The sequence below is a fragment of the Microbacterium sp. 22215 genome (assembly GCF_052045655.1).
In the GTDB taxonomy this organism is placed as follows: domain Bacteria; phylum Actinomycetota; class Actinomycetes; order Actinomycetales; family Microbacteriaceae; genus Microbacterium; species Microbacterium phyllosphaerae.
In genome coordinates this window covers 59,319-83,592 of record NZ_JBQEPC010000005.1, presented here as the reverse complement: position 1 = coordinate 83,592, position 24,274 = coordinate 59,319, and the positions used below count along the sequence as shown (strand labels likewise).

The following is a 24,274-nucleotide window of genomic DNA, read 5'->3' as shown; positions in this document are numbered from 1 at the left end:
TGGGAGTTCGGAGGCGGCGGATGCTCGGCGAGCATCGCACTTCCGCTGATGCGGCTTTTTCCTGCTCGAGCATCCGCATCTGCGGTATTGTTTCCTCATGCAGAGCTTTCGGATCTCCCGCGCCGCTCAGTTGCTCGGGGTGAGCGACGACACCGTGCGGCGATGGATCGATCAGGGGCTGCTGCCCACGACCGACGCCGTGCCCGCTGAGATCCCCGGCGACGCGCTCGCCGCCCGTGCTGTGGAACTCGCCGAGGAGGCGCAGGAGTCGAATCACGCGCTCTCGAGCGCCCGCAACCGTTTCGTCGGCATCGTCACCCGCGTGCAGATCGACGGAGTGATGGCGCAGGTCGACCTGCAGTCCGGCCCCCACCGCGTCGTCTCGCTGATGTCGGCCGAGGCCGCCCGCGAGCTGCAGCTCGAGGTGGGCTCGCTCGCCAGCGCATCCGTCAAGGCGACCAACGTCGTGGTCGAAGTACCGAAGGACTGACACATGAACCGCACCCTCCGCCGCACCGTCACGATCGCTCTGACCGCCGCAGCGCTCGCCCTCACCGGGTGCGCTGCCGGCGCGGAGTCCCCGGCGCCGACCGCCACCGACGATGCGGCCGAGAGCTCTCTGAGCGGTGAGCTCACGGTCTACGCGGCCGCCTCGCTCTCCACGGCCTTCGACGAGATCGGCGCGGCCTTCACCGAGGCGAACCCCGACGTGGAGGTCAGCGGCGTGTACGACGGATCGTCGACGCTGGTCACCCAGCTGCTCGAGGGCGCCCCGGCCGACGTGTTCGCCTCAGCCGACGAGGCCAACATGGACAAGCTCGAGGATGCCGCGGTCGATCCGACCCTGTTCGCCTCCAACACTCTCGTGATCGCCGTGCCGACGGGCAACCCCGGCGGCGTGAAGACCCTCGACGACCTGGCCGACGTCACCACGGTGCTGTGCGCCCCCGAGGTGCCGTGCGGTGCCGCCTCGGCGACGCTGCTCTCGAACGCCGGCGTCACGGTCGAGGCGGCGAGCCTCGAGCAGAACGTGACCGCGGTGCTGACCAAGGTCGCCGCCTCCGAGGCGGACGCCGGACTGGTGTACGCCACGGATGTGATCGGTCGGGACGACGTCGAGGTGATCGTCCCCGATGGTGCCGACGAGGTCGTGAACCACTATCCGATCGCGGCCCTGTCGGAGGCTCCGAACTCGGCGGCCGCCGCGGCGTTCGTCACGTTCGTGCTCTCGGATGAGGGCCAGAGCATCCTGGCCGACTTCGGGTTCGGAGCACCGTGAGTGCGGCCGGAGCGCGCGGATACACGCCGCGCGCACTGGCCATCCCCGCCCTGATCGGTCTCGCGTTCCTCATTCTTCCGTTGGCGGCTCTGGTCACCCGTGTCGAGTGGTCGACGTTCATCGCCGATGTGACGTCGGAGGCCGCACGCTCGGCGCTGCTGCTCTCGCTCGGCACGGGTCTCATCGCCACGCTGCTGTGCATCGTGATCGGCGTGCCCCTGGCGCTGACGATCGCCCGCTCAGGGCCGCGGCTGGCAGCCGTGCTGCGCGCGGCGGTCACGGTTCCGCTGGTGCTGCCGCCCATGGTCGGCGGCGTCGCCCTGCTCTACCTGTTCGGGCGGGCGGGGTGGTTCGGCGGACTCGGGCTGTCGTTCAGCACCCCGGCGGTCATCCTGGCGCAGACCTTCGTGGCGCTGCCGTTCCTGGTGCTGGCGGTCGAGGGCGCCGTGCGCACCTCGGGGGTCGAGTACGAGCGCACCGCCGCCGCACTCGGTGCGGGGCGCTGGACGATCCTGCGCCGCATCACCCTGCCGCTCGCAGCCCCGGGGATCGTGGCCGGCGTGGTGCTGTGCTTCGCGCGGGCGATCGGTGAATTCGGGGCCACTGCACTCTTCGCCGGTAACCGCCCCGGCGTCACGCAGACGATGCCGCTGGCGATCTACACCGCGTTCAACGGTGCAGGCGTCACGCAGGGCGCGGCGGTCGCCCTCGCACTGCTGCTGCTGGCCACGGCGATCCTCGTGCTGCTGCTCGTGCGCGGATGGCGGCCGGGGGCTGCTCGATGAGCGCCGTCGAGGGCCTGCGCGCCCACGTGGTCGTGCCTCGGGAGCACTTCACGGTCGATGTCTCGCTGCAGGTGCAGGCGGGGGAGACGGTCGCGGTGATGGGGCCGAGCGGTGCGGGCAAGTCGACGCTGCTGCAGGCGCTCGCCGGGCTCGAGCCGCTGGGCGGGGGAGAGATCGCCGTCGAGAGACGGGTCGTCGACCGGGTCGCGAAGCCACGGGTGCGCACCGAACCGATGCGCCGCGGTGTCGTGCTGCTGGGGCAGAAACCGCGGCTGTTCCCCCATCTGTCGGCGCGCGAGAACGTGGCGTTCGGGCCGCGTGCGGCCGGCGTCGAGGCTCGTGCGGCGCGAGCCGGCGCCGACGACTGGCTCGCGCGGGTCGGGCTCCCCGGCTCGGGAGGGCGGATGCCGCACGAGCTGTCCGGAGGCGAGCAGCAGCGTGTCGCGGTCGCTCGTGCGCTCGCCGCATCCCCTCGCGTCGTGCTGCTCGATGAGCCGCTCGTCGCCCTCGACCCCGAGACGGCCGGAGACATCAGGCGGATGCTGCGCGACCAGCTCGTCTCGACCACCACCGTCGCGGTCACGCACGATGCCGCGGATGCCGTCGCGCTCGCCGATCGGTTGATCGTCGTCGAGGCTGGCCGCGTGACGCAGGAGGGGCCGGTGCGCGACGTGCTCGCCGCCCCGGCATCCGGTTTCGTGGCCTCGATCGCCGGGGTGAATCGCCTGGTGGGTGTGGCGAGCGGAGGCGCGTGGCGCAGCGGTGAGGTGCTGCTGACCAGCGAGGATCCGGCGTCGCGTGCGCTCGCTGCGACAGACGGGGCAGCGCTCGCCGCGGTCTTCCGTCCGGGGGATGTGCGGTTCGCCGACGCCTCCGCGGAGTCGTGGCCGGCTGTGGTGGCGCGTATCGATCCCACACTGGGAGGCGTGCGCGTGCACACCGATGTCGGGGCGGTCGACCTGTCGCTGGCCGCTGCGCGGGGGCTCGCGGTCGGCGACAGGATCCGGTTGCGGGTGGACCCGGCGCTGGTGCGGTTCGTCGGGGTCGGCTGACTCCACCCCCCCGTAGCGGATGGCTGACGGGATCCCGGATGGCTGACGGGATCCCGGATGGCTGATCGGATGCCGCCGCGGATGCCGCCAGGCGGGGGAGTCTCAGCCAACCGGTCCCGCCGGAGCCGACCGGCTCAGTGACCTGGCAATATGCCGGTCGTCGTGCCTGCATGAGCCTCGGTGCCGGAGGCGCGGGTAGTCTCGGAACATGTCGGGGAGAGGGAACGAGCGATGACGGCTGTGCCGGTCGTGATCGGGATGCGCGCGCCGAGCGCCGCAGTCCTCGACGCCGCCGCGCCCGCGTCGCAGGGACTCGTCGACACCCACGGTCGCGTGCACCGCGACCTGCGCATCTCGCTGACCGACCGCTGCTCGCTGCGCTGCACCTACTGCATGCCCGAGCAGGGCAACGAATGGCTCGCTCGCACGAGCATCCTGTCGACCGACGAGATCGTCGAAGTGGCACAGGCCGCCGCATCGCTCGGCATCCGCACCTTCCGCCTCACGGGCGGCGAGCCGCTGCTGCGGGCCGACATCGTCGACGTCGTGCGACGTGTCTCGGCGATCGAGGGCGACGAGGGTCCCGTCGAGGTCGCGATGACGACGAACGGCATCACGCTCGCGAAGCATCTGCCCGACCTGATCGACGCGGGCCTCACCCGACTGAACATCAGCATCGACACGGTCGACCGTCAGCGCTTCGCCGATCTCACGCGCCGCGACCGCATCGACGACGTGTTCGAAGGCATCGCGGCAGCGGCGGCATCGGAACTGCGCCCGCTCAAGCTGAACACCGTCGCCATGCGCGGCGTGAACGACGACGAGCTGCCCGACCTGGTCGCCTTCGCGATGGAGGTCGGCGCACAGCTGCGCTTCATCGAGCAGATGCCGCTCGACGCCGGCCACACGTGGGATCGCGCCTCGATGGTGACGCGCGAGGAGATCCTCGAGAAGCTGAGCGCTCGGTGGAGCCTCGACCCCGTTCCAGGACGCGGTGGCGCACCGGCCGAGAAATGGCGCATCGACGGAGGGCCGCACGAGGTCGGCGTCATCGCCTCGGTCACCGCCCCCTTCTGCGGCGCGTGCGACCGACTGCGCCTGACCGCCGACGGCCAACTGCGCAACTGCCTGTTCTCCAACGCCGAGTACGACCTGATCGACGTGCTTCGTGGCGACGCGGCATCCGATGCGGATCACCGTGCCGAGGGGATCGGTGCCATGCTGCGCTCATGCGTGCACGGCAAGCTGCCGGGCCACGCCATCAACGACCCGTCGTTCCTGCAGCCCGCCCGCGGCATGAACGCCATCGGCGGCTGAGTCTCCGCACTCCCGCGTTCACAACTCAGCAGAGAACGTGCGTTCCGCGCGCTCAGGGTGCGAATCTGGTCCGGTCGCGCACGTTCATGCTGAATTGTAAACGGCGAACGAGGACCCTCAGCCGAGGAACTCCCGCGCGGCCGACGAGAGCGCGGTGACGCCGACCTCGATGGTCGGGTGGATCACGGGCGCGAAGAACGGCGAGTGGTTCGTGGGGATGTCCTTGTCGAGCGTCCCCGCGGCGGCCGATGCCGCGAAGGTCGCCGGGTCGACACCGCCCCAGAACCAGAAGACGAGCGGCGCTCCGGTGTCGCGGGCGAACCACGAGACGTCCTCACTGCCCGTGAACATGCCGGGATCGATGACCGACGCCTCGCCGAGTGCGCGCTGCAGCGCCGACGTGACGCGTGCCGTGGCATCCGCGTCGTTGATCGTGGGCGGCAGGGTGTGGTCGGTGCGGATCTCGGGCTCGCGCTCGGCGCCGGATGCCGCGGCCTCGGCGCGCACGATCCGCTCGACGCTCGCGAGCACCTTGTCGCGCATCTCGTCGTTCGGGTAGCGCAGGCTCAGCTCGAGCTTCGCCTCGGCAGGGATGATGTTGTTCTTGAGGCCGGCGTGGATCGAGCCGACGGTCACGACGGCGACGTCGCGCGGGTCGACCTCGCGGGAGGCGATGGTCTGCAGGCGCATGACGGTGGCCGCGGCCATGACGACGGGGTCGATCGTCGAGTGCGGGCGCGAGCCGTGTCCGCCGCGGCCGTGAAGGGTGACGGTCAGGCCGTCGGATGCCGCCATCTGCGTGCCGGGTCGCACGCCGATCGTGCCGGCGGGAAGAGGGGTGACGTGCTGTCCGAGCACGATGTCGGGATGCGGCACGAGGTCGCGAAGTCCGTCGTCGAGCATCGCGCGGGAGCCGGCGCCGTACTCCTCGGCAGGCTGGATCAGCACGACCACGGTGCCCGACCAGTCCGCCTTCTCGGAGACGAGCTTCTCGACCGCGCCGATCATGGCGGTGACGTGCATGTCGTGGCCGCACGCGTGCATGACGGGAACCGTGTTGCCTGCAGGGTCGATGCCGGTCGCGGTGCTCGCATAGGCGAGGCCGGTCTCCTCGCCGACGGGCAGCGCATCCATGTCCGCGCGCACCCACACGACGGGTCCGTCGCCGTTCTTCAGAACTCCGACCACGCCGGTGACGCCGACGCCCTCGTGCACCTCGAGGCCGAGATCGCGCAGGTGGCCGGCGGCGATGCCGGCGGTGCGCGTCTCCTGGAACGAGAGCTCGGGGTGCTGGTGCAGGTCGATGTAGAGCGCTTCGAGGTCGATCGTCATGGCCCCGAGCCTAGTCGCGGCGGTACGACTCCAGCGCGGGGCCCGGGTTCAGGACACTGTTCACGATCGCGCGGATCGCGAACTCGCTCGCCTCGCCCAGGTCGAAGACGTCGCGGTGCAGCAGCCACTGCAGCTGCAGGCCGTCCATCACGGCGAGGATGCTGGCCGCGGCCATCGCGATCGTGCCGGTGTCCGTCACGCCCTCCTGCGCGCACAGCAGGGTGAATGCATCCGTGACCTCTCGGCGCAGCGTCGTGTAGCGCTCCTCGAAGTACTCCCGTCCGGGGTGGTTGTCGGTCACCGATTCGGACGACAGCACGGTGTACGCCTGCACGATGCCGGGGCGCCGCTCGTTCGCGATCGCCGTACGCACGAGGTGCAGGAAGAGCTCTGGCCCGCCGGGGATGTGCTTCTCGGCGAGCTCGGCCACATCGGCCTGGTCGCGGTAGGCGAGCACCTCGAGCAGCAGCTTCTGCTTCGAGCCGAAGTGGTGGAGCACGCCGGCGTGCGTGATGCCGACCTGCTCGGCGACATCGGCGAGGGTGCCGTTGGTCGAGCCCTTGTTGCCGAAGATCTCGACGGCGGCCTTGAGGATCTGCTCCCGCTTCTCACGTGTCGCGGGGCGGACGGTCGCGTGTGCGACGGCATCCTTCGCCATGGTCCCTCCTCTCCTGCACGGAATCCTGCACTGGATCGTACTTGCCAACTCTACTTACCAACGAGTAACCTCGCACCAGCTTACTTTCTCGCCAGTAAGTTAAAACAGGTCGGATGCCCGAGCAGCCGACGACCACACAGCACAATGACCCGTGCCCAAGGAGAAGCAATGAAGCTCAGAAAGTCTTTGATCGCTGTCGCGGCGATCTCCGCCCTCAGCATCTCGGCCCTCGCCGGCTGCGCCGCCGGTGGATCCGATGAGGGTGACGGCGGAGGCAGCGGTGCAGCCCTGACCATCGCCAAGCCCGACGGTGCGATCACCACCGAGTCGAACAACCCGTATGTCGGCGACTCGTCCGCGTCGAAGTACGGCTACGGCAAGGTCATCTTCGAGACGCTCGGCCTCGTGAACCAGACCGGCGACCGAGAGGTCACGCCCTGGCTCGCCGAGAGCATCGAGTGGAACGACGACTACACCGCCGTCACCGTCGTGCCCCGCAAGGACGTCACCTGGAGCGACGGAGAGCCGTTCACCGCCGACGACATCGTCTTCACCTACGAGCTGGTCTCCACGCCCGAGCTCGACACCGCCGGCCTCAAGTTCGAGGGTGCGACGGTCGACGGCGACGCCGTCACACTCACGTTCGGTGAGTCGAAGTACGTCAACCAGGCCCGCGTGCTGCACGTGCCGATCGTGCCGAAGCACATCTGGGAGAAGTTCGACTCGCCCGCGACCGACCCCGTCAAGGGCGACGACCTGGTCGGCACCGGCCCCTACGCGCTCTCGAACTGGTCGACCGAGTCGGTCACGCTCGAAGCCCGCGACGACTACTGGGGCGGCGATCTCGCAGTCCCCGAGCTGCACTACGTCTCGTACGGCGACAACACGGCTCTCACCACCGCTCTCGCCCAGGGCGAGGCGGACTGGGCGCAGGCGTTCATCCCGCAGATCCAGGAGCAGTTCCTCGACGCCGACCCCGAGCACAACAAGTTCTTCGTCGCGCCGACCACCGGCTCTGCCACGCTGTTCATGAACCTGCAGCAGAAGCCGTTCGACGACGTCGCGTTCCGCAAGGCTCTCGCCTGGGTGATCGACCGCGACGCCTACGTCGACATCGCGCGTGAGGGTGCCAGCGAGCCCGTCTGGTCGGTGACCGGTCTGTCGTCGATCCTCGAGGACGAGATCCAGCCCGAGTTCGAGGGCGAGGACTACTCGGTCGATGCCGAGAAGGCCCGCGGCATCCTCGAAGACGCCGGCTACACCTGGAAGGGCGACGCGCTGGTCGACCCCGACGGCACCCCGGTCTCCTTCACGCTCTCGGTGCCCTCGGGCTGGAGCGACTGGAACACCGCGCAGGAGCTCATCGCTGAGGACATCACCGAGTCGATCGGCGCCGAGGTCAAGATCGACATGCCCGACTGGGGCGGCTGGGCAGGGCCCCGCGACGACGGCAGCTTCTCGGCCATCATCCACTGGCTCGAGGACAGCGGCACGGCCTACGGTCTCTACACCTCGACGATGGACCCCCGCTGGATCTCGCCCGAGGGCATCGCCGGGTTCAACTTCGGACGCTTCGAAGACCCTGCTGCCACCGAGGCGCTGAACGCCTACGCGAACGCGTCGTCCGACGACGTGCGCACCGAGGCGATCACGACGCTGGAGCAGATCTTCGTCGACCAGGTGCCGGCGATCCCGCTCGGCGCCCACCCGCTGCTCGGCGAGTACAACACCCGCAACTACGTGGGATGGCCGTCCGAGGACGACCCCTACGCCTCGGGTGACCCGACGCAGCAGAACATCGTGATGATCCTCACGAAGCTGAAGCCGGCCGAGTAAGCAGTCCGAGGAGGGGCGGATGCGACCGCATCCGCCCCTCCCACCGACCTCCCGACCGACGAAGGACCCCTCATGTCAGAACCCCTGCTCAGCGTGCGCGACTTCTCGGTCGTGTACGACGTCGATCCGCCCGTCGAGGCGGTGAAGAACGTGACGCTCGAACTGCAGCGCGGCGAGATCCTCGGCCTCGCCGGAGAGAGCGGATGCGGCAAGACCACGCTCGCCTATGGAGTGCAGCGCCTGCTTCGAGCACCCGCCGTGATCGCCGGCGGCAGCGTGACGTTCCACGATGCATCCGGTGTCGACGTCGACATCAACGCCGTCGACGTCGATGCGATGCAGAGGTTCCGCTGGGACAAGGTCTCGATGGTGTTCCAGGGGGCGATGAACGCGCTCAACCCCGTCTCCACGGTCGGGTCGCAGCTCGAGGACGTCTTCGAGATCCACCGCCCGGACATGACCCGCCGGCAGCGTCGCGCTGAAGCCGAGGAGCTGCTCGAGATCGTCAAGGTCGGTAGACAGCGCACCCGCTCCTTCCCGCACGAGCTGTCGGGCGGCATGCGCCAGCGTGTCATGATCGCGATGGCGCTCGCCCTGCGCCCGCAGCTGATGGTCATGGACGAGCCGACCACGGCGCTCGACGTGCTGGTGCAGCGCGAGATCCTCAAGCAGATCTCGCAACTGCGGCATGAGTTCGGCTTCTCGGTGATCTTCATCACCCATGACCTCCCCCTGCTGCTCGAGATCAGCGACCGCATCGCGATCATGCGCGAGGGCGAGATCGTCGAGCTCGCGTCGGCCGAGCAGATCTGGACGAATCCGCAGAACGACTACACGAAGACGCTGCTGTCGTCGTTCCCCCGTCTCACCGGCGCGCGAGGAGTGCTGACACGATGACCACTCTCGAGTTCTCCCACGTCAGCAAGGTCTACAACGTCCGCGGAGCCGGCCAGCTCAAGGCGCTCGACGACGTCAGCTTCACCCTGAACTCCGGCCAGACCATCGGCCTCGTCGGACAGTCGGGCAGCGGCAAGTCGACCATCGCGAAGATCCTCACCCAACTCGAGACGCCGACGACCGGAGAGGTGCTGCTCGACGGCAAGCCCATCCCGCGCCGGGGCAGAGGCCTGCGCAGGTATCGCCAGCAGCTGCGGATGGTGTTCCAGGACCCGTTCGCCTCGCTCAACCCGTACCACTCGATCAGGTACCACCTCGAGCGTCCGATCCGTCTCGACGACGTCGTGCCGAAGAAGGAGACCGAGGCCGAGGTGCGCCGCCTGCTCGCCCGCGTGCGGCTCGACGCGGATGCCGTCATCGACCGCCGCCCGCACGAGCTCTCCGGCGGTCAGCGTCAGCGCGTGGCCATCGCCCGTGCGCTCGCCTCGCGCCCGTCTCTGCTGGTCGCCGACGAGCCGGTGTCGATGCTCGACGTGTCGATCCGCCTGGGCGTGCTGAACCTGCTCGCCGATCTGCAGCGCGAAGAGGGCCTCGGCGTGCTCTACATCACCCACGATCTCGCCACCGCTCGACACTTCAGCGACAAGATCATGGTGCTCAACCAGGGGCGGGTCGTCGAGTACGGCGACGCCGACGACGTCATCCTCAACCCTCAGGACCCCTACACGCGCGAACTGCGGGCGGCCTCTCCCGACCCTGACAAGCACTTCGCGACGGCCGGCTCGCACGGAGGTGCACAGTGACCACCGCATCCCCCGATCTGGGTCAGATCGACCAGGAGAACCACGACGCGCTCGAGGTCGGCACCACGGCGACCGCCGCGCAGAAGGGCCGTGCGATCGTGCCGTGGCGCTTCTTCGCCGGGCGGGCGGGCTTCTACCTGTTCACCCTGTGGGCCGCCATCACGATCAACTTCTTCCTGCCTCGCTTCATGAAGGGCGATGCGGTCAGTTCTTACCTCGCCCGCAACCGCAACATCAGCCCGGAGGCGGCCGATTCGCTGCGCATCCTGCTCGGCATCGACACCGACAAGTCGATGTGGCAGCAGTACATCGACTACTGGGCCATGCTGTTCCGCGGCGATCTCGGCATCTCGACCCTGCACGGCCTGCGCCCGGTCTCCGAGGTGCTGGCGTCCGCCCTCCCGTGGACGCTCGGTCTCGTCGGCCTCGCGACGATCATCTCGTTCGCCCTCGGCACGGTCGGCGGCGCGATCGTCGGTTGGAAGCGCGGCAGCCGGCTCGACGCGCTGATCCCGATCACGACGTTCTTCAACACCATCCCGTACTTCTGGCTCGGGCTCATCGCGATCGCGATCTTCTCGTCGACGCTCAAGTGGTTCCCGTCGTCGCACGCCTACGACAAGGGCCAGTCGCCCGAGTGGAGCTTCGACTTCATCGGCCAGGTGATCGTCCACGGCACGCTGCCGGCGCTGACGATCATCATCGCCTCGCTCGGCGGCTGGATGCTGGGCATGCGCAACATGATGCTCACGGTGCTCGACGAGGACTACATCACCGTCGCACAGGCCAAGGGCATGCCGAACAAGCGGGTGCTCTGGGCGTACGCCGCCCGCAATGCCGTGCTGCCGCAGATCCAGAGCTTCGCGCTCTCGATCGGCTTCATCGTCGGCGGCACGATCGTCATGGAGATGGTCTTCAGCTACCCGGGCGTCGGCAAGCTGCTGCTCGACGCCACCAACGCGAAGGACTTCGCCCTGATGCAGGGAGTGTTCCTCGTGATCACGCTGTCGGTGCTGGTCGCCAACATCCTGGCGGACATCGTCTACGCATACCTCGACCCGCGCACGCGCCAGACGGAGGCCTGACATGAGCGTTCCCACCTCGACCGACACCACAGCGCCAGACGGCAGCGCGATCCCCACCGGGATGCCCGAGACCGCGACGTTCCGCACGGCGGGCGATGCGGCGCCTGCCCGCAAGACCTTCTGGTCACAGCTCGCGCAGTCCTTCGCGATGTTCCGCAACCCCAAGTCGATCGCCGGCCTGATCATCCTCGGGGTGTTCGTGCTGATCGCGATCTTCGCGCCGCTGCTCGCGCCGTACGGAGCCACGCAGAAGGATCGCACGGCCCTGCGGCAGCCGCCGTCGTTCGATCACTGGCTCGGCACCACCCACATGGGTGAGGACGTGCTGAGCCAGCTGATCTTCGGCACCCGCGGCGTGGTCGTCGTCGGCTTCCTCTCGGCGATCATCGCGACGGTCATCGCCATCACGATCGGCGTCATCGCGGGTTACGTGCGCGGGTGGAAGAGCGAGTCTCTCTCGGCTCTCACGAACGTGTTCCTCGTGATCCCCGGCATCCCGCTGATCATCATCGTGGCCTCGCAGTTCGAGAACCCGCCGCTCATCGTGATCGCCGCGGTGCTGGGTCTCACGGGCTGGGCGTGGGGCGCGCGCGTGCTGCGGGCGCAGACCATGTCGCTGCGCAACCGCGACTTCATCCAGGCCGCCCGAGCCAACGGTGAACCGCTGCACCGCATCATCACGGTCGAGATGCTGCCGAACCTCATGGCGCTCATCGCGTCGAGCTTCGTCGGCACCGTCACCGCGGCGATCCTCGGTCTCACGACGCTCGCCTTCATCGGCGTGATCCCGGTGAGCAACCTCAACTGGGGCACGATCCTGTTCTGGGCGCAGCAGAACGGCGCGTTCCCTCGGCTCTGGTGGTGGTACGTGCCCGCAGGTCTCTGCATCGCGATCATCGGCGTCGCCCTGTCGCTCATCAACTTCGGCATCGACGAGTACGTCAACCCGAGGCTGCGGTCGGCGGGGGAGCGCGCCCGCGCGATGAAGAAGAAGGGCCTCAACGTGAACGACCCGGTGACGGCGGTGCGCAGCGTGCCGACTACCGACTCGGGTACCGTGCAGAGCGCGGCGACAGCGACGACGACCCAGACGACGACCGATACGAAGACACAGAACGCCGAGTGATGACCTCTCAGACCCTGACCGAATCCCTGCCGTACCTCGACCCCGAACTGCCGATCGCGGCGCGCGTCGCCGACCTCCTCGATCGCATGACGGTCGAGGAGAAGGTCGGGCAGATGCTGCAGCTCGACGCCCGCGACGACCTCGACGACCACGTGCTGGGCAAGCACGTCGGCTCGATCCTGCACACCTCGCCCGAGCGCATCATCCGGGCGAACGAGCTGACCTCCCAGACGCGTCTGCGCATCCCGTTGCTCGTCGGCGAGGACTGCATCCACGGCCACTCGTTCTGGCCGGGCGCGACCATCTATCCGACTCAGCTCGGCATGGCCGCGACGTGGGACGCCGAGCTGGTCGAGAAGGTGGCCAGGGCCACCGCGGTCGAGGTCGCGGCGACCGGCATCCACTGGACCTTCTCACCGGTGCTGTGCATCGCGCGCGACCTTCGCTGGGGCCGCATCGACGAGACGTTCGGCGAAGACCCGTTCCTGATCGGTGAACTCGCCTCGGCGATGGTGCGCGGGTACCAGGGCGAGGGCCTCGACGACCCGACAGCGATCCTCGCCACGGCCAAGCACTTCGCCGGGTACTCCGAGACGCAGGGCGGGCGCGACGCGAGCGAGGCCGACATCTCTCGGCGCAAGCTGCGGTCGTGGTTCCTGCCGCCGTTCGAGCGCGTCGCCCGCGAAGGGTGCCGCACGTTCATGCTCGGCTACCAGACCACCGACGGCGTGCCGATCACGGTCAACGACTGGCTGCTCAGCGACGTGCTTCGGGGCGAGTGGGGCTACACCGGCACGCTCATCACGGACTGGGACAACGTCGGCCGCATGGTGTGGGAACAGCATGTGCAGCCCGACTACGCGCACGCCTCGGCCGCGGCCGTGACCGCCGGCAACGACATGGTCATGAACACCCCCGGCTTCTTCGAGGGCGCACTCGAGGCGGTGTCGAATGGCCTCCTCGCCGAGGATGCCTTCGACGACGCCGTCGCGCGCATCCTCACCCTGAAGTTCGAGCTGGGCCTGTTCGAGAACCCTCGGCTGCCGCAGGACGAGCTGGATGCCGTGGTCGGCAGCGCCGCGCACGCGGAGCTCAACCTCGAGACCGCTCGCCGCTCGATCGTGCTGCTCGAGAACGACGGTGTGCTGCCGCTCGACGCCGCGGCTCCCCTGAAGGTCGCCGTGGTGGGTCCGCTCGCCGATGACGCCCAGACGCAGCTCGGCGACTGGGCCGGTGGATCGGGTCAGGCCGGATGGCTCGACGGGCAGCCGCGCGAGATGATCACGACGGTGCTCGACGGGCTCTCGGGCGTCGACGGATGGTCGGTCACGCACGCCCGCGGTGCCGAGATCCTCACTCTCGAGGACGACCCCCGCGGCGCGAAGTTCCCCGACGGGCAGCCGCGTCCTTCCGTGGTCGTGCCGGCGCCGGCGGATGACGTGCTCATCGCAGAAGCCGTGGCGGCTGCCGAAGCATCCGACGTCGTCGTCGCCGTGGTCGGAGACCGCATCGAGCTCGTCGGCGAGGGGCGCTCGACCGCGACGCTCGAGCTGATCGGCGGACAGAACGCCCTGCTCGACGCGCTGATCGCGACCGGCACGCCCGTGGTGATCGTGCTGCTCGCCTCGAAGCCGCTCGTGCTCCCCGCCTCCGCCGCGAAGGCCGCCGCCGTCATCTGGGCGGCGAACCCGGGCATGCAGGGAGGCCGCGCACTCGCGGAGATCATCTCGGGTTCGGTCGAGCCGTCAGGCCGCCTGCCGATCTCGTTCGCCCGCCACGTCGGCCAGCAGCCGACCTACTACAACCAGATCCGCGGACAGCACGGCGACCGCTATGCCGACCTCACGCAGTCTCCGGCCTGGGCGTTCGGCGAGGGTCTGTCGTACTCGACCGTCTCGTACTCGGACCTGTCGCTGGCGACCGAGGTGCTCGGTCACGACGACACGATCGTCGCCGAGGTGACTGTCACGAACACCGGCGCGCGCCCCGCGCGCGAGACCGTGCAGGTCTACGTGCGCGACTCCGTCACGAGCGTGAGCTGGGCCGACAAGGAGCTCAAGACCTACCGTCAGGTCGACCTCGCACCGGGCGAGTCGGCGCGCGTGCGCCTCGAGCTGCCGGTCGCAGAGTGCTCGATCGTGGATGCCGCCGGCATCCGCCTCGTGGAGTCGGGTGCGTTCGAGCTGCTCGTCGGCCCGAGCTCGCGGGATGACGTGCTGCTGAGTGCCGCGTTCACCGTCGCCTGACCGCTCGCCCGCGAAGTACCGTGACGAGGGCGCTCAGGCGTCCTCGTCACGGAGGCGTTGAGGCCCTGCTCCCTGACTGCCGACGCCCGCTGCCGGATGTGCCGCCATCCATGCGCCTCCTTTCTGCCGCTGCGCTTCTCGCATCGAGTGCCGGCGTAGTGCACCTCATCAGGCGGAAGCCGGGAAACCCAGAACGCCGAGGACCCGTGAGGGCCCTCGGCGTTCTGTGCTCTACGTCCGGTGACGACGCCCGGGTCGCACCTGTCGTTCAATGACCCCGGTTCTGTGCGGCAATTTCTCAACGCGTCATAAAGTCGAGTAGTCCTCTAACCGCACTGGAGCCTATAATCGCCTGAGCTGAGCTGAGCTGAGCTGAGCTGAGCTGAGCTGAGCTTCCGCAGCGATGACATCCTTCGCCCCGGAGGCTTTGAAGTACGAGACAACGCGGAACGTATGCTGACCCGTCCCATTGCATGCATAAAGGACACTTTTCTGCTCCATGTTCCAGGTGCCAAAACTCTCGAACGCATTGGTCACGGGAACCCAAAGCCACCCATTATGCATGAACACGATTGACCTGATGTACGTCTTGGTGACCGCTCCCCAACAACTAGAAATAGCTGGCTTCGCGCCCGCTCCGCCGTAGGGCAGCCCCTTTGCGGAGGATCGTTTCCACATATTTCCCACCGCGAAATGGCAGTTTCCCACGACCGTCGCTTTCGCAGTCGCGCCTGGCGTCGAATCAGGAGTGCTGATCTTCGTGTCCGATCCGAGCGCATCCATCTCCGCGTCCGTCATTACCGAAGCATCAGCCGGAAGTGGCGTTCCATCTGGGTAAACGAGATACTCGTCCGGGACGTCCTCCGAACTTGTCGCTGTGAGCGACGGGAGATCGAGCTTATCGCTCCCCGAGGAGTCCGCGTAGGCCGGGTTGCCCGCCGCTATGATCCCGAGGATCAGCGATCCGGTGATAAGCAGACCGACTTTGCGGTCGTGAAGGTGCCTCATCTTTGAATACCTTATTCTGATCAGTCGAAATTGTTTCAAGATAGTCGATCCGATTGAATCGCGTTGCGCGCTCTTGGCGTCTACTGTGAGTAGAGAGTTGCATTTGTTCCTGCGGCCCGATAGGGCACTGTGACAGGGGTGAGCAGAACTGAGTGGCCGCTGTCAGCTGCGTACTTCTCTTGGAATTCGTACGCGTCATCCTCAACGTCGAACACGCCGATGAAACCAGGAGTATTTTCCAAGTACACGATCCACACCGTCATAAATGGAATGTATCACTTCCGGCTCGGTCATCGGGATTGGGCGGTGCTGCGTGATCTGGGGTTCGATGCTTCTGATGATCGCCCTGGCCCACCACCGCCATAGCCCCGCCTGAGAATGCCGTCAAGAACTTCTTTGTCATTATTTATCTCCTTGAAGAACCGGAAGCCTCAGCATCTCGGATTCGTTCGCTCCGTGTCTGTAGGGCGTCTGGCCGACAAACAAAATCCTGGCGAGCGATTAGGATCTCCGGCCGCTCCGTCCACTGACCGATCTCCTCGTCGCGAAGCCCGTCAACATGCGTTGATGTACGCCTCAGTCGTCGTCCTCGTCACGCAGGCGCTGAGGCCCCGCGCCCTGACTGCCGAGGGCGTCGTCGGGGTTGAGCAGGCCGCACGCCTTCATCGAGAGGCACCCGCAGCCTATGCATCCGGTGAGTTCGCGTTCGAGACGTTCGATTCCCTCGCGGCGTTTCTCGAGCTCGCGCTTCCAGCGTCTCGATGCCCGCTGCCAGTCCGCGTGACTCGGTGTCTGGGTCAGGGGCACGTCGGAGAACGCATGCTGCACGTCGGCGAGGGGGATGCCGAGCCGTTTCGCCACCGTGATGAGCGAGACCCGTCGCAGCATGTGACGCGCGTAACGGCGCTGATTTCCGGCGGTGCGCGTGGAGGCGATCAGGCCCAGGCTCTCGTAGAAGTGCAGTGCAGACGGCGCGACGCCGGTGCGTCTGCTCATCTCGCCGATGGTCAGCGGCTCGTCGGGCCCGTGCGCGGCTCGTTCAGAATCTGACTCTTCGGTCACGGAGGTCTCCCCTCGATTTGACCTCAAGCGTACTTGAGGTCTTACCGTGGAACACGTGACTACGACAGGAAGAGCCCGATGACCTACGTGATCGCGCTGCCGTGCGTCGATGTCAAGGACCGTGCGTGCATCGACGAATGCCCGGTTGACTGCATCTATGAGGGTGAACGCTCGCTGTACATCCACCCGGACGAATGCGTCGACTGCGGCGCGTGCGAACCCGTCTGCCCCGTCGAGGCGATCTACTACGAGGATGACCTGCCCGACGAATGGCAGGACTACTACAAGGCCAACGTCGAGTTCTTCGATGATCTCGGCTCGCCGGGCGGCGCGGCGAAGCTCGGCATCATCGAACGCGACCACCCGATCATCACCGCACTTCCGCCCCAGGAGACACCCGCATGACCACTGACCAGCATCCCGCAGCGCCGGTCCCCTCCGAGGTCGGTGAGGGGCTCAAGGCCGCCTTCCGCGCGCATCCGGCCGGAGTCGCGATCATCACCGCGATGACGCCCGCCGGCCCGGTCGGGCTGACAGCATCGAGTGTTGCGTCCGTCGCGGTCGACCCCGCCGCGATCGTGTTCTCGGTGACCAGGGCCACCGGCAGCGCGGGCTCGATCCTCAACGCCGAGTCGTTCGTCGTGCACCTGATCGACGACGAGCATTCGGCTCTGGCGCAGAGCTTCGCGGTGAGCGGCGCCGACCGCTTCACCCCCGAACAGGGGTGGAGCACCCTTCCGACCGGTGAGCCGTACCTCGCAGAGGCGCGCGCGGCGATGCGCGGCCACACGATGTCGACGGTCGCGGTCGGCTCATCGACCGTCGTGGTCGCCGAGATCGACGAGGTGCTGCTCGGGCGGCCGGGTCGACCGCTCGTCTACCTCGACCGCCGATTCCACACGCTGCCGCACGACGAGAACTGAACGCACCCAGAACCGAAGTCCGACGAAAGGAACACGCATGACCTCTCCGTACACCCTCCCCGAGCTGCCCTACGACTACTCGGCTCTCGCCCCCCACATCTCCGGCAAGATCATGGAGCTGCACCACTCGAAGCACCACCAGGCCTACGTGACCGGCGCCAACACGGCCCTCGAGCAGCTGGCCGCGGCCCGCGACTCCGGTGACTTCGCCGCCGTGAACAAGCTCGAGAAGGACCTCGCCTTCAACCTCGGCGGGCACATCAACCACTCGGTGTTCTGGAAGAACCTGTCGCCCGACGGCGGCGGAAACCCCGAAGGAGAGCTCGAGGCGGCGCTGACCGACGCGTTCGGCTCGATCGACGCCTTCCGCGCGCACTTCACGGCGACCGCGCTCGGTGTGCAGGGCTCCGGCTGGGCCGTGCTCGCCTGGGACAGCGTCGGCGGCCGCCCCGTGATCTTCCAGCTGTTCGATCAGCAGGGCAACGCGCCGCTCGGTGTCACGCCGCTGCTGCAGCTCGACGTCTGGGAGCACGCGTACTACCTCGACTACCTCAACGTGCGCGCCGACTACGTCAAGGCGTTCTGGGAGCTCGTCAACTGGACCGACGTGCAGCGCCGCTTCCAGGCCGTGCAGGAGAAGACCGCAGGGCTCATCGTCGCCCGCTGACCCCCTCGCGCCCGGTCGGCTGTTCATGCGGCTGACGGAATCCCGCTGGGCCGGCGGATGCCACGGCATCGACCGGCCCGGCGGGGAATCCCCAGCCATTCGTGACGTGTGCGCCGGTGCCGGACGCGTCAGGCGAGCAGCTCGCCCGCGAGTGCTTCGATGCGGCGGCGGATGTCGTCGCGGATCGGCCGCACGGCGTCGATGCCCTGCCCGGCCGGGTCGTCGAGCTCCCAGTCCTCGTACCGCTTGCCGGGGAAGAACGGGCAGGCGTCGCCGCATCCCATCGTGATCACGACATCGGATGCCTGCACGGCCTCGGTCGTCAGCACCTTGGGCGCCTCGGCGGTGATGTCGATGCCGAGCTCACTCATCGCCTCGACCGCGATCGGGTTGATCTGATCGGCGGGCATGGAACCGGCCGATCGCACCTCGATGCGGTCGCCCACGAAGTCCCGGAGGAACCCGGCCGCCATCTGCGAGCGTCCCGCGTTGTGCACGCACACGAAGAGGACGGAGGGGATGCTGTCGGTCATGATGTCTCCAGGGTAAGCGAGCGGGCGGGGTCGAGGGCGGTGGGTGTCCTGCCGATCTGCAGGACCGACGGTGCCGCGCAGCATCCTGCGCCGGAGGATGCCGTGTCGAAGTCACCCGACCCGCCGCAGACCCCCGTCTCGGGCAGGACGAGTTCGTTGCGTGAGGCGGCTTCGTGATCGCCGGCGAGATGGGCGACGACGCTGCGCACCTGCTCGAAGCCGGTCAGCGCGAGGAAGGTCGGCGCTCGTCCGTACGACTTCACTCCGACGATGAAGAATCCCTGCTCTGGCTGGGCGAGCTGTCGGGCACCCGTCGCGCCGACGGATCCGCACGAGTGGATGTTCGGGTCGATCTCGGACGCGATCCCGGCGACCGCCTCCAGTGACGCGTCGAGGTCGATGCGCAGTTCACGCAGGATCTCGATGTCGGGGCGGAATCCCGTCAGTGCGAACACGCGCGATACGCCGTCGATCTCGCGCCCGTCCTCCGCGATGACCACCAGGCTGTCAGGGTCGCGTCGGAACTCCGACACACGGAACCCCGTGACCACGTCGACTCTCCCGGCATCGATGGCTCGCCGCGCCCGTGTGCCGAGTGCTGCGCGCTCCGGCAGCCCGTCTCCGACTCCTCCGCCGAGCGCCGAGGCCGCACTGCCGCGGCGCAGCAGCCAGGTCACCCGGGTGCCGGGAGAGCGTCGGGCCAGATCCGTGAGCCGAAGCACTGCGTGCGTCGCCGAGTGCCCGGCGCCCACGACCACGACGTGCGACCCGGCGAGGGACGAGACGTCGTCCGGCACCCGGTACGAGATGAGGTCGGATGCCGTGCTCTCGCCGACCGCGGGGTAGCCGTCGGCGCCGGCCGGGTTCGGTGTTCCCCAGGTGCCGCTGGCGTCGATGACGGCACTCGCGAGGACCCGCCCTTCGGCTCCGTGGCGGTCGCGTGTGTGCACGACGAAGGGGCGGCCTCGCCGACCGCTGTCGACGACCTTGTCTCGGCCCTGCCTCGACACCCCGGTCACCTTCGTGTCGAACCGCACCCGGCCGCCGAGAGCCTCGGCGAGTGGGGCGAGGTAGCCCGACACCCAGGCGCTCCCGGTCGGGTAGCCGGTGGACGGCGCGGCCCACCCGGTCGGTTCGAGGAGGCGCCGGGAGGCGGAGTCGATCAGCTCGGGCCACGCGGAGAAGAGTCGGATGTGTCCCCATTCCGATACGGCCGTACCTGCAGCGGCGCCCCGTTCGATCACCACGACATCCATGTCCCTTTCGACCAGGTGGGCTGCTGCGGCCAGGCCCTGGGGTCCCGCTCCGATGACGACGACAGGAAGGTCTGGCACCATTACTCCTCGAATCGATGAACGTCAATATGAAGCATCCGGTACGTATCGAAGATTGTCAATGCGTGAGAGGATGTCGGCATGACGCTTCCGGTGACCCTCGCAGACACGGCCTGCTGCGCGCCGCGCACGGCATCCGCTCTGCCCCTCGCCGAGGCCGAGCGCATCGCCCGGCTGTTCAAGGCGCTCGGTGACCCGACGCGCATCCGCCTGCTCTCGCTGATCTCGTCGGCCGACGGCGGCGAGGCCTGCATCTGCGATCTCACCGATCCGGTCGGGCTCTCGCAGGGAACCGTGTCTCACCACATGAAGCTGCTGGCCGACGCCGGTCTCGTGACCCGTGAGCAGCGCGGCAAGTGGGCCTACTTCGCGCTCGCGGACGGCGCGCTCGATGCGGCAGGAGACGCTCTGCGCGGCGTCTGATCGCTGCAGGTCACACCAGCCGCGCGGTCGTTCCTCGCACGTTCAGTTCGTAGGGGAGTGCCGCGGGGATGCCGGCGGCGTCACCCTCGGCGAGCTTGGCGAGCACGGCATCCGCTGCCCGCTCGCCCTGCCCGAGAGGGAACTGGTCGACGGTCGTGAGGCGGAAGAACTCGCCGAGCTCATGGCCGTCGATGCCGACGATCGAGAGGTCTTCGGGCACCGCGAAGCCGAGGTCGCGCGCGGCGAGCAGGGCGCCGATGGCCATCTCGTCAGACGCCGCGAACACGGCGGTCGGGCGAGGGCCGGGACGACCGAGCAGCTGCTTCGCGGCACGATAACCGCCCTCGACCGTGAAGTCGGCGGGTTCGAGGAAGGCAGGATTCAGGGGGATGCCGGCCTTCGCCAGCGCCTTCTCGAAACCCAGACGACGGTTCGTCGGGATGTGGAAGTCGATGTCGAACTCGGGGTTCGCCCCGATGTGCGCGATGTCGTGGTGGCCCAGGCTGATCAGATGCTCGGTGGCGAGCTGGGCGACGGCGACGTCGTCGACCGTGAGGGTGTCGAGCTTCGGGTTCGGTCCGCCGATGGCGATCACCGGCAGGCCGAGATCGAGCAGGTACTGCGTCTCGTCGTCGTCGAGCTCGATCGACACCGCGATCACCGCATCCACCCGCTGGCGGCGCAGGAACGTGTCGAACACATGCCGGCGCACGTCTTTGTCGGCGGTGATGTTGTAGAGCGTGATGTCGTAGCCCTCGCGCATCAGAGCGGCGGAGACGCCCGAGAGCACGGTGCTGAAGAACCAGCGATCGAGAAAGGGCACGACGACGCCGATGTTGCGTGTGCGGCCGGACGCCAGGCTCGAGGCGCGAGACGAGACGACGTAGCCGAGCGCCGATGCGGCCTCCTGCACGCGAAGGCGCGCGGACTCCGACACGTGTCCTCGGCCGCTCAGCGCGCGCGAGACCGTGGCCGTCGACACCCCGGCGAGCCGGGCGACCTCATCGATGCTCGCCATGGGAATCCTCTCTGGGCCGCTCCGGTCGCAGTTCGTGCCGTCACGCTGTGCCGTGGGCGGCGCGAACTGCGACCGGAACGGGTGCGACGTTACGCCGTGGTGTACCAGACAGCGGTGTCGACGGGAACGGCGCCGCCGTCGAACAGCTGGCTCTGCAGGATCACGAATGCGTCTGCCGGCAGGGGGAGCGGCTCGGTGCCCAGGTTCGCCAGCACGTGCACGTCGCCGCGGCGGAAGGCCACTGCATCCGCTCCCGCGTCCTCCCAGACCAGTGATCCGCTGCCGAAACCGTACTCGCGGCGTCCGGCGAGCAGGCGCTTGTACAGCGCGAGCGTCGACGCGGGGTCGACCTCCTCGACGTCACGCGAGTACGACGCCCAGTCGGCCGGCTGCGGCAGCCACGAAGCGCCGGTCTCGTTGAAGCCGAACGCCGGGGCGTCGGCCTCCCAGGGCAGCGGCACGCGGCATCCGTCGCGCCCGTAGCGCTCGCCGTTGGTGCGGAACCAGGTCGGGTCCTGACGGAACGCGTCGGGGATCTCCATCGCCTCGGGCAGGCCCAGCTCCTCACCCTGGTACAGGTACGCGGATCCGGGGAGCGCGAGCATCACGGTCGTCGCCGCGCGGGCGCGGGCGAGGCCGATCGCAGTGTCGGGCTTGTGCGGGGTGTTCGGGCCGATGCCCTCACCCTGCGGGTTGTCGTCGGTCAGCGCGAGGCGGGAGGCGTGGCGCACGACGTCGTGGTTCGACAGCACCCAGGTGCTGGGAGCGCCGACGGCACCGAACGCGTCGAGCGACTCGCGGATGACGTCGCCCAGGGCCTTCGCATCCCACTCAGTCATCAGGTACGGGAAGTTGAAGGTCTGGTGCATCTCGTCGGGGCGCACCCAGAGGGCGGTCTGCTTCAGCGTCGGCATCCACGCCTCGCCGCACAGTGCGCGGTCGCCGTCGTACTCGGCGAGCACCCGGTGCCAGTCGCGGTAGATCTCGTGCACGCCGTCCTGGCCCCAGTACGGCACGTTCGCCTCGCCGCCACCCATCGAGTCGGCATCCGCCGGCGGGGTGTAGTCGGGCAGGCCGTCGGCCTTGATCATGCCGTGGGCCACGTCGACGCGGAAGCCGTCGACACCGCGGTCGAGCCAGAAGCGCAGGATCGAGCGGAACTCCTCACGGACCTCTTCGTTGTTCCAGTCGAAGTCGGGCTGCGTGGGGTCGAAGATGTGCAGGTACCACTGGCCGGGAGTACCGTCGGCCTCGGTGATGCGCTCCCACATGCCGCCGCCGAAGACAGACTCCCAGTTGTTCGGCGGCAGCTCGCCGTTCTTCCCCTTGCCGTCGCGGAAGATGTACCGCGCGCGCTCAGGGCTGCCGGGGGCTGCCTTCAGGGCCTCCTGGAACCAGGCGTGCTGCGCCGACGAGTGGTTCGGAACCAGGTCGACCACGACGCGGATGCCGCGTGTGTGGGCCTCGTTCAGCATCGTGTCGAAGTCATCGAGCGTGCCGAAGAGCGGGTCGACGTCGCGGTAGTCGGCCACGTCGTAGCCGGCGTCGCGCTGCGGGCTCGTCATGAACGGGCTCAGCCAGATCGCATCGACGCCGAGCTCCTTGAGGGAGTCGAGTCGGCTGGTGATGCCGGGCAGGTCGCCGATGCCGTCGCCCGAGGCGTCGGCGAACGAACGGGGGTAGATCTGGTAGATGACCGCGCTGCGCCACCACTCGGAACCGGGGGCTGCGATCTGCTCAAGCTGTGCCATGGCAACAGATTAGTGCAAACGCTTACATGATTGCCAGGGCCGGAATCGAATCGATTCGGGCATCCGATATTCCGCGGCGCTTCAGGCCTCCTTGCAGCCCGGGAGTATGCTTCGGGCATCCGAGCACTGGAGGCTGTCATGGTTCCCGAGATCAACTACTGGGCGGTCCTCATCGCCACGGCGTCGAGCATGATCGTCGGCACGGTCTGGTACTCGCCGAAGGTGTTCGGCACCCGCTGGTCGAAGCTCGCGAACGTCGACATGGATCGCCCGGGTTCGAGCGCGACCATGGCGATCATCACGACCGTGATCGTGAGCTTCATCACGTCGTGGGTGCTCGCCGGGGCAGCCGCCATCGCCTGGCACTTCTACGAGGGGTCGTTCTTCTGGGCGGCGGTGGTGACGGGAGTGCTGCTGTGGGCAGGGTTCACGGCGGCCCGTTTCATCACGCACGACGCATTCGAGGGGCGCCCGACGGCACTGACCACGATGAACATCGCGCACGAGCTCGTCACGATCGTGGTCATGGCGGTGCTCATCGGGGTGTGGCCGCCGGCGCTCGGCTAGATCCCCGGGTTCTTCGTCAGATCCTGCGCGAGCATCACGAGGATGCCGCTGGGTCCGCGCAGGTACGTGAGCTTGTAGACGCCCTGGTAGTTCGCGACGCCGCGGAGGGGACGGCACCCGTGCCGGGCGGCGATGGCGAGCGACTCGTCGATGTCGTCGACCGAGAACGCGACCCGGTGCATCCCGATCTCGTTCGGCAGCGTCGGCTCGGTCTCGATCGCCTCGGGGTGGATGTACTCGAAGAGCTCGAGCTGATCGTGCCCGTCGGGGGTCTGCAGCACGGCGATCCTGGCGTGGTTGCCGTCGAGCCCGACGGCGGTGTCGGCCCACTCGCCGCTCACCTCGTCGCGCCCCATGACCGTGAGGCCGAGGTCGGTGAAGAAGGCGATGGTCGCCTCGAGGTCGCGCACGGCGATGCCGACGTTCTCCAGTGTGATGGGCATGGCCGGATGCTACCCGCGATGCCGGACATCGCAGAAGCGGCAAGATCTAGACCTTTGCCACTTCCGAAGAGACTTCCTGGTATGCCAGCATTTTGCTCGTGACCTCCTGGTCGCCTGCGGGGCCCGCAC

General features: G+C 68.1%; 25 protein-coding genes. 16 read left to right on the top strand and 9 right to left on the bottom strand.

The annotated features are described in order from the left end of the window. Positions 1–97 precede the first annotated feature (97 nt). From ACTJKH_RS10015 to moaA, 5 genes are all read left to right on the top strand, one after another. Positions 98–490 carry a TOBE domain-containing protein gene (locus ACTJKH_RS10015; protein WP_210096784.1) on the top strand — a complete coding sequence of 131 codons (393 nt, stop codon included), beginning with the start codon at positions 98–100 and terminating at the stop codon, positions 488–490. Positions 491–493: 3 nt separating this feature from the next. Continuing rightward, the gene (modA, locus tag ACTJKH_RS10010; RefSeq protein WP_440736771.1) at positions 494–1,279 is read left to right on the top strand and encodes a molybdate ABC transporter substrate-binding protein; all 786 of its coding nucleotides are present in this window, start codon (positions 494–496) and stop codon (positions 1,277–1,279) included. After that, positions 1,276–2,064, top strand: coding sequence for a molybdate ABC transporter permease subunit (modB, locus tag ACTJKH_RS10005; protein WP_440736770.1), 789 nt, complete (start codon positions 1,276–1,278; stop codon positions 2,062–2,064). Before modA ends, modB begins: the two co-directional genes overlap by 4 nt. Then, the gene (locus ACTJKH_RS10000; RefSeq protein ID WP_440736769.1) at positions 2,061–3,116 is read left to right on the top strand and encodes an ATP-binding cassette domain-containing protein; all 1,056 of its coding nucleotides are present in this window, start codon (positions 2,061–2,063) and stop codon (positions 3,114–3,116) included. The genes modB and ACTJKH_RS10000 overlap by 4 nt, the downstream gene beginning before the upstream one ends. Positions 3,117–3,347: 231 nt before the next feature. Continuing rightward, positions 3,348–4,433 (top strand): GTP 3',8-cyclase MoaA, encoded by a 1,086-nt coding sequence (gene moaA, locus ACTJKH_RS09995; RefSeq protein ID WP_440736768.1) that lies wholly within the window; start codon positions 3,348–3,350, stop codon positions 4,431–4,433. Between the two features lie 117 nt (positions 4,434–4,550). On the opposite strand, the gene ACTJKH_RS09990 is transcribed toward moaA, so the two are convergent. After that, positions 4,551–5,765, bottom strand: a complete 1,215-nt coding sequence (locus ACTJKH_RS09990; RefSeq protein ID WP_440736767.1) for an amidohydrolase — start codon at positions 5,763–5,765, stop codon at positions 4,551–4,553. Positions 5,766–5,775: 10 nt separating this feature from the next. Beyond that, positions 5,776–6,423 carry a TetR/AcrR family transcriptional regulator gene (locus ACTJKH_RS09985; protein ID WP_210096790.1) on the bottom strand — a complete coding sequence of 216 codons (648 nt, stop codon included), beginning with the start codon at positions 6,421–6,423 and terminating at the stop codon, positions 5,776–5,778. A gap of 168 nt (positions 6,424–6,591) precedes the next feature. Between ACTJKH_RS09985 and ACTJKH_RS09980 the strand changes: the two genes are divergently transcribed. From ACTJKH_RS09980 to ACTJKH_RS09955, 6 genes are all read left to right on the top strand, one after another. Beyond that, positions 6,592–8,259, top strand: a complete 1,668-nt coding sequence (locus tag ACTJKH_RS09980) for an ABC transporter substrate-binding protein (protein WP_440736766.1) — start codon at positions 6,592–6,594, stop codon at positions 8,257–8,259. 72 nt (positions 8,260–8,331) lie between these two features. Next, complete coding sequence (locus tag ACTJKH_RS09975; RefSeq protein ID WP_440736765.1) at positions 8,332–9,156, top strand: ABC transporter ATP-binding protein; 825 nt, start codon at positions 8,332–8,334, stop codon at positions 9,154–9,156. Beyond that, entirely contained in the window at positions 9,153–9,959 is an 807-nt protein-coding gene (locus ACTJKH_RS09970; protein ID WP_210096792.1) for an ABC transporter ATP-binding protein, read from the top strand. The genes ACTJKH_RS09975 and ACTJKH_RS09970 overlap by 4 nt, the downstream gene beginning before the upstream one ends. Next, positions 9,956–11,044 (top strand): ABC transporter permease, encoded by a 1,089-nt coding sequence (locus ACTJKH_RS09965; protein ID WP_440736764.1) that lies wholly within the window; start codon positions 9,956–9,958, stop codon positions 11,042–11,044. Before ACTJKH_RS09970 ends, ACTJKH_RS09965 begins: the two co-directional genes overlap by 4 nt. Before the next feature lies 1 nt (position 11,045). Beyond that, on the top strand, positions 11,046–12,170 hold the full coding sequence (locus tag ACTJKH_RS09960) for an ABC transporter permease (protein WP_440736763.1): 1,125 nt from the start codon (positions 11,046–11,048) through the stop codon (positions 12,168–12,170). Next, the gene (locus ACTJKH_RS09955; RefSeq protein ID WP_440736762.1) at positions 12,170–14,416 is read left to right on the top strand and encodes a glycoside hydrolase family 3 N-terminal domain-containing protein; all 2,247 of its coding nucleotides are present in this window, start codon (positions 12,170–12,172) and stop codon (positions 14,414–14,416) included. The genes ACTJKH_RS09960 and ACTJKH_RS09955 overlap by 1 nt, the downstream gene beginning before the upstream one ends. Before the next feature lie 342 nt (positions 14,417–14,758). Here the strand turns inward: ACTJKH_RS09955 and ACTJKH_RS09950 are convergent, their stop codons facing one another. Both ACTJKH_RS09950 and soxR read right to left on the bottom strand, forming a co-directional pair. After that, positions 14,759–15,463 (bottom strand): hypothetical protein, encoded by a 705-nt coding sequence (locus ACTJKH_RS09950; protein WP_440736761.1) that lies wholly within the window; start codon positions 15,461–15,463, stop codon positions 14,759–14,761. A gap of 537 nt (positions 15,464–16,000) precedes the next feature. Beyond that, positions 16,001–16,486, bottom strand: coding sequence for a redox-sensitive transcriptional activator SoxR (gene soxR / locus ACTJKH_RS09945; RefSeq protein ID WP_440736760.1), 486 nt, complete (start codon positions 16,484–16,486; stop codon positions 16,001–16,003). A 78-nt stretch (positions 16,487–16,564) separates the two neighbouring features. On the opposite strand from soxR, the gene fdxA reads away from it, so the two are divergent. The 3 genes from fdxA to ACTJKH_RS09930 are packed head-to-tail and all read left to right on the top strand — an operon-like array spanning position 16,565 to position 18,076. Then, on the top strand, positions 16,565–16,891 hold the full coding sequence (gene fdxA / locus ACTJKH_RS09940; protein WP_440736759.1) for a ferredoxin: 327 nt from the start codon (positions 16,565–16,567) through the stop codon (positions 16,889–16,891). Further along, on the top strand, positions 16,888–17,409 hold the full coding sequence (locus tag ACTJKH_RS09935) for a flavin reductase family protein (protein WP_440736758.1): 522 nt from the start codon (positions 16,888–16,890) through the stop codon (positions 17,407–17,409). Before fdxA ends, ACTJKH_RS09935 begins: the two co-directional genes overlap by 4 nt. 37 nt (positions 17,410–17,446) lie before the next feature. Beyond that, positions 17,447–18,076, top strand: coding sequence for a superoxide dismutase (locus ACTJKH_RS09930; RefSeq protein ID WP_440736757.1), 630 nt, complete (start codon positions 17,447–17,449; stop codon positions 18,074–18,076). A gap of 128 nt (positions 18,077–18,204) precedes the next feature. Here ACTJKH_RS09930 and ACTJKH_RS09925 read toward each other — a convergent pair whose 3' ends face one another. Together ACTJKH_RS09925 and ACTJKH_RS09920 are read right to left on the bottom strand one after the other, a co-directional pair. After that, positions 18,205–18,609, bottom strand: coding sequence for an arsenate reductase ArsC (locus ACTJKH_RS09925; RefSeq protein ID WP_440736756.1), 405 nt, complete (start codon positions 18,607–18,609; stop codon positions 18,205–18,207). Next, entirely contained in the window at positions 18,606–19,946 is a 1,341-nt protein-coding gene (locus ACTJKH_RS09920; protein WP_440736755.1) for an FAD-dependent oxidoreductase, read from the bottom strand. The genes ACTJKH_RS09925 and ACTJKH_RS09920 overlap by 4 nt, the downstream gene beginning before the upstream one ends. A gap of 78 nt (positions 19,947–20,024) precedes the next feature. Here ACTJKH_RS09920 and ACTJKH_RS09915 point away from each other — a divergent pair, with 78 nt between their 5' ends. Then, positions 20,025–20,366, top strand: coding sequence for an ArsR/SmtB family transcription factor (locus ACTJKH_RS09915; protein ID WP_440736754.1), 342 nt, complete (start codon positions 20,025–20,027; stop codon positions 20,364–20,366). A 10-nt stretch (positions 20,367–20,376) separates the two neighbouring features. Here the strand turns inward: ACTJKH_RS09915 and ACTJKH_RS09910 are convergent, their stop codons facing one another. Next, positions 20,377–21,384 carry a LacI family DNA-binding transcriptional regulator gene (locus tag ACTJKH_RS09910; protein ID WP_056310203.1) on the bottom strand — a complete coding sequence of 336 codons (1,008 nt, stop codon included), beginning with the start codon at positions 21,382–21,384 and terminating at the stop codon, positions 20,377–20,379. Positions 21,385–21,473: 89 nt separating this feature from the next. Next, complete coding sequence (locus ACTJKH_RS09905) at positions 21,474–23,135, bottom strand: glycoside hydrolase family 13 protein (protein WP_259160637.1); 1,662 nt, start codon at positions 23,133–23,135, stop codon at positions 21,474–21,476. 138 nt (positions 23,136–23,273) lie between these two features. Between ACTJKH_RS09905 and ACTJKH_RS09900 the strand changes: the two genes are divergently transcribed. Then, the gene (locus tag ACTJKH_RS09900) at positions 23,274–23,702 is read left to right on the top strand and encodes a DUF1761 domain-containing protein (protein WP_440736753.1); all 429 of its coding nucleotides are present in this window, start codon (positions 23,274–23,276) and stop codon (positions 23,700–23,702) included. Here the strand turns inward: ACTJKH_RS09900 and ACTJKH_RS09895 are convergent. After that, positions 23,699–24,145 carry a VOC family protein gene (locus ACTJKH_RS09895; protein WP_440736752.1) on the bottom strand — a complete coding sequence of 149 codons (447 nt, stop codon included), beginning with the start codon at positions 24,143–24,145 and terminating at the stop codon, positions 23,699–23,701. The genes ACTJKH_RS09900 and ACTJKH_RS09895 overlap by 4 nt on opposite strands. Positions 24,146–24,274 lie beyond the last annotated feature (129 nt).

Coding starts and splice junctions, on each gene's coding strand:
- ACTJKH_RS10015 (WP_210096784.1), top strand. CDS start 98: ATGCAGAGCTTTCGGATCTCCCGCGCCGCTCAGTTGCTCGGGGTGAGC.
- modA (WP_440736771.1), top strand. CDS start 494: ATGAACCGCACCCTCCGCCGCACCGTCACGATCGCTCTGACCGCCGCA.
- ACTJKH_RS10000 (WP_440736769.1), top strand. CDS start 2,061: ATGAGCGCCGTCGAGGGCCTGCGCGCCCACGTGGTCGTGCCTCGGGAG.
- moaA (WP_440736768.1), top strand. CDS start 3,348: ATGACGGCTGTGCCGGTCGTGATCGGGATGCGCGCGCCGAGCGCCGCA.
- ACTJKH_RS09990 (WP_440736767.1), bottom strand. CDS start 5,765: ATGACGATCGACCTCGAAGCGCTCTACATCGACCTGCACCAGCACCCC.
- ACTJKH_RS09985 (WP_210096790.1), bottom strand. CDS start 6,423: ATGGCGAAGGATGCCGTCGCACACGCGACCGTCCGCCCCGCGACACGT.
- ACTJKH_RS09980 (WP_440736766.1), top strand. CDS start 6,592: ATGAAGCTCAGAAAGTCTTTGATCGCTGTCGCGGCGATCTCCGCCCTC.
- ACTJKH_RS09975 (WP_440736765.1), top strand. CDS start 8,332: ATGTCAGAACCCCTGCTCAGCGTGCGCGACTTCTCGGTCGTGTACGAC.
- ACTJKH_RS09970 (WP_210096792.1), top strand. CDS start 9,153: ATGACCACTCTCGAGTTCTCCCACGTCAGCAAGGTCTACAACGTCCGC.
- ACTJKH_RS09960 (WP_440736763.1), top strand. CDS start 11,046: ATGAGCGTTCCCACCTCGACCGACACCACAGCGCCAGACGGCAGCGCG.
- ACTJKH_RS09955 (WP_440736762.1), top strand. CDS start 12,170: ATGACCTCTCAGACCCTGACCGAATCCCTGCCGTACCTCGACCCCGAA.
- fdxA (WP_440736759.1), top strand. CDS start 16,565: ATGACCTACGTGATCGCGCTGCCGTGCGTCGATGTCAAGGACCGTGCG.
- ACTJKH_RS09935 (WP_440736758.1), top strand. CDS start 16,888: ATGACCACTGACCAGCATCCCGCAGCGCCGGTCCCCTCCGAGGTCGGT.
- ACTJKH_RS09930 (WP_440736757.1), top strand. CDS start 17,447: ATGACCTCTCCGTACACCCTCCCCGAGCTGCCCTACGACTACTCGGCT.
- ACTJKH_RS09925 (WP_440736756.1), bottom strand. CDS start 18,609: ATGACCGACAGCATCCCCTCCGTCCTCTTCGTGTGCGTGCACAACGCG.
- ACTJKH_RS09920 (WP_440736755.1), bottom strand. CDS start 19,946: ATGGTGCCAGACCTTCCTGTCGTCGTCATCGGAGCGGGACCCCAGGGC.
- ACTJKH_RS09915 (WP_440736754.1), top strand. CDS start 20,025: ATGACGCTTCCGGTGACCCTCGCAGACACGGCCTGCTGCGCGCCGCGC.
- ACTJKH_RS09910 (WP_056310203.1), bottom strand. CDS start 21,384: ATGGCGAGCATCGATGAGGTCGCCCGGCTCGCCGGGGTGTCGACGGCC.
- ACTJKH_RS09905 (WP_259160637.1), bottom strand. CDS start 23,135: ATGGCACAGCTTGAGCAGATCGCAGCCCCCGGTTCCGAGTGGTGGCGC.
- ACTJKH_RS09900 (WP_440736753.1), top strand. CDS start 23,274: ATGGTTCCCGAGATCAACTACTGGGCGGTCCTCATCGCCACGGCGTCG.
- ACTJKH_RS09895 (WP_440736752.1), bottom strand. CDS start 24,145: ATGCCCATCACACTGGAGAACGTCGGCATCGCCGTGCGCGACCTCGAG.